This is a genomic window from Zavarzinia sp., from assembly GCF_049306435.1.
Classification (GTDB): Bacteria; Pseudomonadota; Alphaproteobacteria; order Zavarziniales; family Zavarziniaceae; genus Zavarzinia.
This window is the reverse complement of sequence record NZ_JBAQRT010000179.1, coordinates 35,750-45,658: the sequence shown is the minus strand read 5'-3', so window position 1 is coordinate 45,658 and position 9,909 is coordinate 35,750. Positions and strand designations below refer to the sequence as shown.

Annotated in this window: 12 protein-coding genes; 9 read left to right on the top strand and 3 right to left on the bottom strand. The window is 67.5% G+C overall.

The window, feature by feature from the left end:
- From WAZ62_RS10105 to WAZ62_RS10070, 8 genes are all read left to right on the top strand, one after another.
- Positions 1–529: SDR family oxidoreductase (locus WAZ62_RS10105; RefSeq protein ID WP_422643398.1), on the top strand; the 529-nt coding region annotated here is incomplete at its 5' end.
- Between the two features lie 53 nt (positions 530–582).
- Entirely contained in the window at positions 583–1,005 is a 423-nt protein-coding gene (locus WAZ62_RS10100; protein ID WP_422643397.1) for a tautomerase family protein, read from the top strand.
- Positions 1,002–1,310 (top strand): 2Fe-2S iron-sulfur cluster-binding protein, encoded by a 309-nt coding sequence (locus WAZ62_RS10095; protein WP_422643396.1) that lies wholly within the window; start codon positions 1,002–1,004, stop codon positions 1,308–1,310. The genes WAZ62_RS10100 and WAZ62_RS10095 overlap by 4 nt, the downstream gene beginning before the upstream one ends.
- 224 nt (positions 1,311–1,534) lie before the next feature.
- Entirely contained in the window at positions 1,535–1,852 is a 318-nt protein-coding gene (locus WAZ62_RS10090) for a hypothetical protein (protein WP_422643395.1), read from the top strand.
- Between the two features lie 90 nt (positions 1,853–1,942).
- A complete protein-coding gene (locus WAZ62_RS10085; protein WP_422643394.1) occupies positions 1,943–2,518 on the top strand; it encodes a YSC84-related protein in 576 nt (191 codons plus the stop codon).
- A gap of 47 nt (positions 2,519–2,565) precedes the next feature.
- Entirely contained in the window at positions 2,566–2,808 is a 243-nt protein-coding gene (locus WAZ62_RS10080) for a YMGG-like glycine zipper-containing protein (RefSeq protein ID WP_422643393.1), read from the top strand.
- A gap of 43 nt (positions 2,809–2,851) precedes the next feature.
- Positions 2,852–3,310, top strand: a complete 459-nt coding sequence (locus WAZ62_RS10075; RefSeq protein WP_422643392.1) for an OmpA family protein — start codon at positions 2,852–2,854, stop codon at positions 3,308–3,310.
- A 19-nt stretch (positions 3,311–3,329) separates the two neighbouring features.
- Positions 3,330–3,662 carry a hypothetical protein gene (locus WAZ62_RS10070; RefSeq protein WP_422643391.1) on the top strand — a complete coding sequence of 111 codons (333 nt, stop codon included), beginning with the start codon at positions 3,330–3,332 and terminating at the stop codon, positions 3,660–3,662.
- A 31-nt stretch (positions 3,663–3,693) separates the two neighbouring features.
- Here the strand turns inward: WAZ62_RS10070 and WAZ62_RS10065 are convergent, their stop codons facing one another.
- From WAZ62_RS10065 to dps, 3 genes are read right to left on the bottom strand one after another with little or no spacing between them, the layout of a single operon-like run.
- On the bottom strand, positions 3,694–3,930 hold the full coding sequence (locus WAZ62_RS10065) for a hypothetical protein (RefSeq protein ID WP_422643390.1): 237 nt from the start codon (positions 3,928–3,930) through the stop codon (positions 3,694–3,696).
- 4 nt (positions 3,931–3,934) lie between these two features.
- Positions 3,935–4,477 carry a hypothetical protein gene (locus tag WAZ62_RS10060; RefSeq protein WP_422643389.1) on the bottom strand — a complete coding sequence of 181 codons (543 nt, stop codon included), beginning with the start codon at positions 4,475–4,477 and terminating at the stop codon, positions 3,935–3,937.
- Entirely contained in the window at positions 4,474–4,956 is a 483-nt protein-coding gene (gene dps, locus WAZ62_RS10055; RefSeq protein ID WP_422643388.1) for a DNA starvation/stationary phase protection protein Dps, read from the bottom strand. Before dps ends, WAZ62_RS10060 begins: the two co-directional genes overlap by 4 nt.
- Before the next feature lie 410 nt (positions 4,957–5,366).
- Here dps and WAZ62_RS10050 point away from each other — a divergent pair, with 410 nt between their 5' ends.
- The gene (locus tag WAZ62_RS10050) at positions 5,367–9,719 is read left to right on the top strand and encodes a chemotaxis protein CheB (RefSeq protein WP_422643387.1); all 4,353 of its coding nucleotides are present in this window, start codon (positions 5,367–5,369) and stop codon (positions 9,717–9,719) included.
- Positions 9,720–9,909: the final 190 nt, after the last annotated feature.

The window sequence follows — 9,909 nt, the reverse complement described above, 5'->3', positions numbered from 1 at the left end:
GCGCATCGCCGTGCACGGCCCGGGCCTGTCGTCGCCCGGCGGCGTGACCACGGTTTCGACCGATGCCCTCGCCCAGGCGGTGAATCTGAAGGCCGGGGGCTTCCTGCGGCTGGCCCGGGCGGTCGACGCGCGGCTCGAGGCGAATTCGCGCCTGGTCGCCATCGCCGGGCATTACGGGCTGGAGCCGACGTCCTATGCCGCCGCGCCCGGCGTCGCCAATGCCGCCCTCATCAATCTCTCGCGCCAGCTCAGCCTGGCGCTCGGCCCGCGCGGTATCACCGCCCATGCGATCGCCCCCGGGCCGGCCGATACCGAACGCCTTTGGCGGATCGCGGAAGCCGAGGCGACCCGCAAGGGCACGACGGCGGAAGCCATCATCGCCGACATGAAGAAAGATTCGTCGACCGGGACCCTGACCAGCCCGGACGAGGTCGCCTGGGCCGTCGCCCTGCTGCTGGCCCCCGAAGCCACGGCCATGACCGGCAGCACCCTGATGCTCGACGCCGGACGGAGGCGCGGCCTGCCGTAACCCCCCGAAACCAAACAACGACAACAATCATCCGTCGGGAGGCGGAGACCACCATGCCGATCATCCATTTCCATCTGGCGGAAGACACGGCCAGCGCGGATCAGGAACGCAGGCTGCTGATCGCGGCCTCGAGGCTCTATGCCGAGGTGCTGCAATGCCCGATGGACCGGGTGCGGGCCTTCGTCGTGCCCTATGCAAGGACGCGCTGCGCCGTCGCGGGCGTGATGCTGGATGACGGCGGCGCTGACGCCCCCTATTTCGAGTTCCTGGTGCTCGAAGGGCGCCCGCTCGAGACCCGCCAGCGCCTGCTGACCGGCTTCACCGATCTCGTCGCCGACATTCTCGGCGTCGAGAAAGGCCTGATCCGCGGCCATTGCAAGCGGGTCCAGCCCGAGGAATGGTGTATCGGTGGCCGCATGGCGCAGGACTTGCGCAAGGCGGACATCGAGAGGTTCAGCCAGGCCGGCACGGCATGAGCCGCCACCGCGTCACCATCGGCGAGACCGGCGAGTGCTTTCCCTGCGACGAGAGCCAGTCGGTCCTCGACGGCATGGTGCGGCTGGGCCGGCGCGGCATTCCCGCCGGCTGCCGGGGCGGCGGCTGCGGGGTCTGCAAGATCGAGGTCCTGGAAGGCACCTATGATCCCGAGGTGATGAGCCGCCAGCACGTCAGCGAGGAAGATCTTCGCTGCGGCAGGGTTCTCGCCTGCCGGATCCGGCCGCGATGCGACCTGACCGTCCGCGTCATCGGGAAAATGACCAAGGCCTGGTCGCTGCCCTGAGCGCGGCTTTTTCCTGAACCATCACGCCCCGCCCCCTTTCCGGGGCGGTTTTGCCTCGGGCGATGGCGCCGTGGCGGGGCGGGTCGCCGCGTCGCATCGACAGGAGCCCGGCCGGCCCCGGCGACAGTCAAAAAACAATCACGGACAAATCGCGACACCGACCGAATTACCGGGACTTGAGTATTTTCCGATACTTTCGCCGCGATCTCGCGCGGCATTACCATGTGCCCAATCTTGATAGAGCCAGTGAAGATACTGATACTGGCGATCAGTTCGATCACCTGTTCATAATAATTCCATTTTTGAAATGGGCTGAAAGCGGGAATGTCGTTTATTTTCCCTTGCTTCCAACCGTCATCGGAAAGAACGACCTCATGCTGATTCTCATCCTGGTCCTTCTGCTGGTCTTTGGCGGGGGCGGATATTATGGCTTCCGTCGTCAGTATTATGGCGGCCGGGGCTTCAGCCTGATCGGCATCTTGCTGCTCATCCTCATCGTCATCGCCTTGTTCGGCGCGCCTCGCATGGGCTACGGCTGGTAGACAACCAGGCGCCGGCATCCCTCGACACTCCACTCAGCAGGCCCGAAATCGCCTTCGTGGCGAAGCGGCCCTCATCAGTCAGGAAAGCCAATGACCAAAAGACACATCACCACCGCCCGCGCCGTCACCCTCGCCGTCATGCTGGCGGCGACGCCGCTGATTTCCGCCGGCATGACCTCGCCCGCGATCGCGGCGACCACCGAGGACCTCGATCGCGACAGCCTGCAGGCCCTGCAGGCGCTGTACAAGGTCAACCCGCTGGCCGAGACCCTGTCGCACAAGGCCAAGGCCATCCTGGTGTTCCCGAACATCGTCAAGGCCGGGCTCGTGTTCGGCGGCAGCTACGGTGAAGGCACCTTGCTGCGCGGCGGCAAGGTCACGGCCTATTACAATTCCGTCACCGGCTCCTGGGGGCTTCAGGCCGGCGCGCAGTCCTATTCCTACGTCGTGTTCCTGATGACGGAAAAAGCCGTCAGCTATGTCGACAAGTCGGATGGCTGGGAAATCGGCGTCGGCCCGACGGTCGTCGTCGTCGATGAAGGGGTGGCCAAGAACCTCTCGACCTCGACCCTGAAGGACGATGCCTATGCCTTCATCTTCGGCCAGCAGGGCCTGATGGCCGGCGTCAGCATCGAAGGCACCAAGATTTCCCGTATCAAGCGCTGACCCCTCGGACCCGACGCCGGAGCCAATGGGACAATGGGAGATACATCATGACGAAAATCCTGACAGCGGCAGCCCTGTTCCTGCCTCTCTGCCTGCTCGGCGCCTGTGGTGACACCACGGGCGACCGGGCCCTGAGCGGCGCCGGCATCGGCGCCGGTGTCGGCGCCGTTGGCGGCCTCCTCTTCAACGCGCCCCTCGAGGGCGCGCTGATCGGTGGTGCCGTCGGCGCGGGCACGGGCGCCCTGACCAACCGCAACCAGATCAATCTCGGCCGGCCGATCTGGCGCTAGCCGGCGGCCGGACCCGAAATCACGCCGGATCATGGAGGTTACAATGACATCATTTCCGAGGCGCTCCGCCGCGATCGCCGCCATCTTTGCCTTCGGCCTGCTGGCCGGCTGCGCCGATCAGGGCGAACCCGCCTCCATGACGACCTCGCCCGAGCTGGCCGGCGCCTGGTATCAGGTCTATTTCGACACCGGCAGCGTCGAGATCAATGAGCGCGGCAAGGATATCGTCGAGCGGGTGGCCTATATCGCCACCAACAACGCGGCGACCAGCGTCAACGTCATCGGCCGGACCGACCGTGTCGGCGAGCCGCCCGCCAATCTCGCGCTGTCGCGCCGCCGCGCCGATACCGTCCGCGATGCGCTGATCAGCGCGGGCGTGCCGGCCAATCGCATCGAAACGAGCTGGACCGGCGAGGGCAAGCAGGCCGTCGCCACCGCCAATCAGGTCGACGAGCCGCGCAACCGGGTGGTGGATATCACCATCGTCAAAAACACGCCTTGAGCCCCAAGGGGCGAAAGTCATGACCGAGAGCCCGCGCGCCAAGACCGACAACATGGCGACCGCGCTCGATCGCTGGACCGGCGAGGGCGGCGCGCCGGCCGCGCTCGCCGCCGGAGCCGCCGCGTCAGGCGATCACCATCTTTTGCTGCGTCTTGGCATCGCCACGCTGGAAGAATGGGACAGATTGCCCACGGACGTTCAGCGGGCGATTTTCCGCCGGGCCGCGGACGATCGCGGCGAAGCGCCGGCGACCATGCTGGAGCTTGCCCGCTTCCTGCACGACCGGGCGACCCGCCGGACCCCGGACACCCCCGTCACCGGAGAAGCGAACGGCTCGGCCAAACAAGCGTGAACGGCGACCCGGGGGTCCCCGCGCGGCGGCATCAGCGGCCGACCACGGATCGCCGCGCCCCGTTGAGCGCGAGGGTCAGGATGGCGCCGCCGGTGATCGTCCAGGCGGCGAAAATGCTCCAGACGCCGGTATCGATACCGGGCACATTCGGAAAACCGGGGCCATCCAGCCCGATGCAGATGCCGAGCACGACGCCGACGCAGGCGGCAAGCTCGAGCCGCCGCGTCCCCGAGCATCCCGCCGCCAGGGCTGGCGATGGAGCGAGCACGGACTCATGCCGCCGGATGTTCGACGGCGGGAAGACGCCGGGCGTCCTCGCCGGCATGGCGCTTGGCCGCCTCGTCACCGTGGAACAGGGCGCATTGCGCCTCGGTGCAGGCGCTGCCGGTGTCGCTGATCGCCAGCGCGATATCCGAGGCATCGCAACTCTCCATGGCTTGAAGATGAAGGCGGGCCGCGCGTTCGTGATGGATCGCCGCGCGGGCATGATGCGCCGAGACGCCAAGTCCGGCTTCCAGCGCCCCCGCCGCCTCGACGGCCTCGACCGAGGCCCTGGTGATCGGCCCCGACCCGGCGGTGGCGAGATCATCGTGATTCCGCCGGTAGTAGTCGGCGGCGTGGCTGCCCATGTCGATCCCCAGCAGGGCATGGCCATGGGCCAGGGAAGCCTGATGCGCGGCGTGGGCGAAATCCTTGCCGCTCTGAAAATGCCGGCCGGCCTCGTGATGGTGCGCCGCCGCCTGCTGATGGTAGAGCGACGCGGCGGCGTGCGCATCAAGCGCGGCGGAGCGGGCCGGATTGGGCTGGTGCTTCATCGCACCGGCACCGCGTGGGATTCGACGAACCAGAGTTGCTGATCGACACCGCTGGCGATCTGGGTGAAGAGATCGGCGGTGACGGCATCGCCGGCCGCGGCGGCAAGATCGATCGCCTCGCGCGCCGATTGGCCGAAGGCGGCGAGGGCGCCGGCAATCGCGAAGATATGCTCGCTCTCGTCCGCGATCCCGGGGGAATAGGGCACGAGGAAGGACTGCGCCGCCGCGATCTGGACCGTTCCGAGCGCCGTGCCGCCAAGGCCGGCGGCCCGTTCCGCGAGCCGGTCGGAAAAAGTCTCGACCTCGACCGAGACCCGGTCGAACAGTTCGTGAACGGCGATGAAGCCCGGCCCCCGGACGTTCCAATGCGCCTGCTTCACCTGGGCATGGAGATCGATCGCCGCCGCCAGATGCCGGTTCAGCAGTTCGATGGCTTGCAGCCGGATATCTTCGGGTAGCGTGTTGCGTGTTGGTCGCATGATGAGCACTCCACTGTCATGAGACGGAGGCAAGGCGGCGCTTGTTGGCGGTTGGCGCTTGGGGGCCTGGCATCGACGCCCTGGGTGTCCCGTGACCTGTCATTCCGAGGGTAAGAATTTCCGGTCACGGGACGGGGCCGCAGCGGTCCTCGGGCAAGGGAGGCCGCGACATGAATGAGGTGAAAAATGGGACCCCCGCCGTATCCGGCCGGGGCCCAAGTCGAGGGGATGGGATGCCGTTTCGATGGACATTCTGTGGCCGGGTTTCTTGCCTGGCTCATGTTCCATCATCCTAGGCCGCCCGGCCGGTCCTGCGCAGGCTCGGAAAATACTCAAAGTCCGGCGGATATCCTCCCTGAGTGGTGAGATCATGCTACGCTTGCGCATTATGAGCCGCGGGGATATCGGGCATGTCTGGCAACCACCCGCATCGTGACAGGACCGCCCGGGGGCAGGCCCGCCGCCGGGCGGCCATGCCTGTCTCGAACCCCGAAGCCGACATCCTGGTGGTCGGCATCGGCGCGTCGGCCGGCGGCCTGGAAGCCTGCCGGAAACTGCTCGACGCGCTGCCGGACAGCCCGGGCATGGGCATGGCCCTGATCCTGGTTCAGCACCTCGACCCCACCCATGACAGCATGTTGGTCGACCTGCTGGCCGCCTCCACCGCCATGCCGGTCCGTCAGGCGATCGACGGCATGAGGATTGAGAGCGATCACCTCTATGTCATTCCGCCCGGCACCTATCTCTCGGTCGGCGAAGGTCTCCTCCATCTCTCCCGCCCCCGGGCCCGCCATGGGGCGCGGATGCCCTTCGATTTCCTGCTGCAATCCCTGGCCACGGCCTATGGCGCCCGCGCCGCCTGCGTGATCCTGTCGGGCACCGGAGCCGATGGCAGCCTGGGGCTCGAGGCGGTCGGCAAGGCTGGCGGCCTCGTCATCGCCCAATCGCCTTCGGAGGCGGGTTACGACGGTATGCCGCGCAGCGCGATCGCGACCGGCGGCGTGGATCTCGTGCTGCCGATCGCCGAAATTCCCGCCGCGCTGGTCCGCCACGCGCGGGGCACGCCGCCCGCGGACCAGCCGATGAACCCGGAAGGTTGCCCGGATCGCATCATCGCCCTGCTCCGCCAGCGCACGCCCCATGATTTCACACTCTACAAGCCCGGCACGCTGCTGCGCCGGATCGAGCGACGCATGGGCCTTGCCGGCATCGCCCCGGACGGGGCCGATCGCTATTTCGAGCTGCTGAACAAGGACCCGGCCGAACTCGACCTGCTGGCCAAGGACCTTCTGATCAACGTCACCAGCTTCTTCCGCGACCCCAAGACCTTCGACATGCTGGCGACGCAGATCGTTCCGGAGCTGGTCCACCGCCAGCCGCCGGATCATGCGATCAGGATCTGGTGCGTCGGCTGCAGCACCGGCGAGGAGACCTATTCGCTGGTCATGCTCTTTCAGGAAGCGATCTCCAGCGCGCAACGCAACGTCAAGCTCCAGGTCTTTGCCTCGGATGTCGATGCCGACGCGGTCGCGGCGGCACGGGAGGGGTTCTATCCGGCCACCATCGCGGCCGAAGTCTCGGCCGCCCGCCTCGCCCGCTTCTTCACCCGGGAAGACCAGGGATACCGGGTCGCGCCGGAGCTGCGCGCCGCCGTGATCTTCACCGTGCAGGACGTGCTGGCCGATCCGCCCTTTTCCCGCATCGATCTGATTTCCTGCCGCAATCTCCTGATCTACCTGCGCCCCGAGGCCCAGGCCAAGGCTCTGTCGCTGTTCGATTTCGCCTTGCGGGACGGCGGCATCCTGCTGCTCGGCGGCGCCGAAACGGCGGGCGACGGCGACGGCCGCTTCGCGCTGATCTCGAAATCCGAACGGCTCTACCGCCATGTCGGCCGGGGCCGACCCGGCGACATCGCCTTTCCGGTCGCGACTTTCGCACGGGACCAGGGGCGTATCGGCCAGGGCCCGGCGACGTCGCGCCAGGCGATCCTGGCCGCGCTCTGCCAGCGCCTGGTGCTGGAGGCCCATGCCCCGGCGGCCGTGCTGATCAACGAGAAGCACGAATGCCTCTATTCCCTCGGGCCGACCGACAGATTTCTCCATGTCGCCCCCGGCACGCCATCGCACGACCTTCTGGTCATGGCCCGGCCCGAACTGCGCAACCAGCTTCGGACCGCGATCCAGCGCGCGGCCCTGGAAAAATCGCTGGTCCGGGTCGCCGCCGGCACGCGGAAGCCGGGCGGCCCGCCGCCTTTCAGCATCGAGGTCCAGCCGGTACTGAACAGCGGCGAAGCCCTGCTGCTGGTCTGCTTCGTCGAAACGCCGACCGCGTCGGCACAGATCACCGGGCCGATCACCCCCGCCGACGTTCCCCGCGTCGCCCAGCTCGAACAGGAACTGGAGACGGTACAGGCCGAATTGCATGGCGCCATCCGCAATCTCGAACTGTCCAGCGAGGAGCAGAAGGCGATCAACGAGGAAGCCCTGTCGGTCCAGGAGGAATATCAGTCGACCAACGAGGAATTGCTGACCTCGAAGGAAGAACTGCAGTCCCTGAACGAGGAACTGACCGCCCTGAACAGCCAGCTTCAGGAAACGCTGGAGCGGCAGCGCACCACGTCCAACGACATGCAGAATATCCTCTACAGCACCGACGTCGCGACCCTGTTCCTCGACGCGGCGCTGAATATCCGCTTCTTCACGCCGGCGACGAGGGCATTGTTCACCGTCATTCCCAGCGATGTCGGCCGCCCGCTGGGCGACCTCGCCTCCCTGGCGGACGACGCGGCGCTGCCCGGCGACGCCCGCGCCGTCCTCGAGACGCAAAAGCCGATCGAGCGCGAGATCGAGGCGCGCAACGGCGCCTGGTTCCTGCGCCGCATCCAGCCCTATCGCACCCAGGAGCAGGCGGCCGAAGGGGTGGTCATCACCTTTGTCGACATCACCGAACGCCGCCGCACCGCCGAGGCGCTGGATGCCGCCAAGCGCCAGGCCGAACTGGCGAATGTCGCGAAATCGCGCTTCCTCGCCGCGGCGAGCCACGACCTGCGCCAGCCCCTGCAATCGCTGGCCCTCATCCAGGGCCTGCTGGCCAAGGCCGTGACGGGAGACGACGCGAAGAGGCTCGTGACCCGGCTCGACGAGACGCTGGGCGCCATGTCCGGAATGCTGAACGCCCTTCTCGACATCAACCAGATCGAGGCCGGCACGGTTCAGGCCCATATCGTCACCTTCCGGGTCGCCGACCTGCTGGAGCGCCTGCGCGCCGAGTTCGCCTATCATGCCGCGGCCCGGGGCCTGTCGCTGCGTGTCGTTCCCTGCGGGCTTTCGATCCGCAGCGACCCCGGCCTTCTCGAACAGATGATCCGCAACCTGCTGTCCAACGCCCTGAAATACACGGCGAAAGGCAAGGTACTGCTGGGGTGCCGGCGACACGGCGACAGGCTCGCCATCGAGATCCGGGATACCGGGTCCGGTATCGCCGAGGATCAGCTTCAGGCGATCTTCGAGGAATATCATCAGGCCGGGGACACGGCGCGGGACCGTGGCCAGGGTCTTGGCCTTGGTCTTTCCATCGTCAGGCGCTTCGGCGACCTGCTCGGTCACCGGATCGAGGTCCGCTCGCGCCTGGGCAAGGGCTCGGCCTTCGCCATCTGGACCGAGCGGGATGACATGCCGCCATCACCCATCCCGGCCGCCGGGGACACGTTCGACGACGAGCGGCGCCATGCCACGATCCTGGTGATCGAGGATGACCCGGAACTGCGCGATCTGCTGCAGCAACTGCTCGGCGCGGAAGGCCACCGCACGATGGCGGCGGAAGACGGCACGGCGGCCCTCGACCTGGTGGTCCGGGGCGGGATCCGTCCGGATCTGATCCTCGCCGATTACAATCTGCCGGGCGACCTGGATGGCCTTCGCCTCGTGACACGCCTGCGCGAGAAATTTCGCCATGCGATCCCCGTCATCATGCTGACGGGCGACATCTCGACCGAAGCCCTGCGCGACATCGCGCTCGGGCACTGTGTCCAGTTGCACAAGCCGGTGTCCCTGCCGGGCCTGACCGCGGCGATCCAGCATCTGCTGTCCGATCAGCCGGTCCCCGCCCCGCCGCCGCCGCCCCATGCCCCGACGCCCGCCATCGCCCCGCCCACGCTCGTCCATATCGTCGACGACGACCGCCATATCCGGGAAGGCTTCCGCGCCCTGCTGGAGGCCGAGGGCATGAAGGTGGAAACCTACCCGAGCTGCGAGAGCTTTCTCGCGTCCTATCGGCCGGCGCCCGGCGCCTGCCTTCTGGTCGATGCCTATCTGCCGGGCATGAGCGGGATCGAGCTGCTGCGGCTGCTGCGGGCGACGGACCGGGCGCTGCCTTCGATCATGATCACCGGCAGCAGCGATGTGCCGACGGCGGTCGAGGCGATCCGGGCCGGGGCCTCCGATTTCATCGAAAAGCCCGTCAGTCGCGGCGAATTGCTGGCCGGCATCGAACGCGCCCTCGACGAGGCCCGGGATACGGGCAAGCGCCATGCCTTTCGGGCCGCCGCCGCCGAACATATCGCGGGCCTGACATCGCGCCAGCGCGAGATCATGGACCTCGTGCTGGCCGGCCACCCCAGCAAGAATATCGCCGCCGACCTCGGCCTCAGCCAGCGCACGGTCGAGAACCACCGCGCGGCGATCATGCGCCGGACGGGCGCCAAATCCCTGCCCGCCCTGGCCCGGCTGGCCCTCGCCGCCGGCGACGAGACCGACGCGACCTGATCCGCGGCGCCCGCGTCAACCCGGACGATCACGCGTCACCAAGAGGCCCAAGGCCCGCGCGTGAGTATTTTCCGAGTCTGCAGGCGCGAAGAGAATGCCCGCTATTCTGAATCCCAGGCGCCAGTTCGATCCGCGAGGGCGGATGCATCGCCGGCTCCCGCGCCATGACGGCTTGTCCCGATGCCCGGTC

What these genes read in the sequence shown, in the direction of transcription:
- WAZ62_RS10100 (WP_422643397.1), top strand. Translation starts at nt 583, where the DNA reads ATGCCGATCATCCATTTCCATCTGGCGGAAGACACGGCCAGCGCGGAT.
- WAZ62_RS10095 (WP_422643396.1), top strand. Translation starts at nt 1,002, where the DNA reads ATGAGCCGCCACCGCGTCACCATCGGCGAGACCGGCGAGTGCTTTCCC.
- WAZ62_RS10085 (WP_422643394.1), top strand. Translation starts at nt 1,943, where the DNA reads ATGACCAAAAGACACATCACCACCGCCCGCGCCGTCACCCTCGCCGTC.
- WAZ62_RS10080 (WP_422643393.1), top strand. Translation starts at nt 2,566, where the DNA reads ATGACGAAAATCCTGACAGCGGCAGCCCTGTTCCTGCCTCTCTGCCTG.
- WAZ62_RS10075 (WP_422643392.1), top strand. Translation starts at nt 2,852, where the DNA reads ATGACATCATTTCCGAGGCGCTCCGCCGCGATCGCCGCCATCTTTGCC.
- WAZ62_RS10070 (WP_422643391.1), top strand. Translation starts at nt 3,330, where the DNA reads ATGACCGAGAGCCCGCGCGCCAAGACCGACAACATGGCGACCGCGCTC.
- WAZ62_RS10060 (WP_422643389.1), bottom strand. Translation starts at nt 4,477, where the DNA reads ATGAAGCACCAGCCCAATCCGGCCCGCTCCGCCGCGCTTGATGCGCAC.
- dps (WP_422643388.1), bottom strand. Translation starts at nt 4,956, where the DNA reads ATGCGACCAACACGCAACACGCTACCCGAAGATATCCGGCTGCAAGCC.
- WAZ62_RS10050 (WP_422643387.1), top strand. Translation starts at nt 5,367, where the DNA reads ATGTCTGGCAACCACCCGCATCGTGACAGGACCGCCCGGGGGCAGGCC.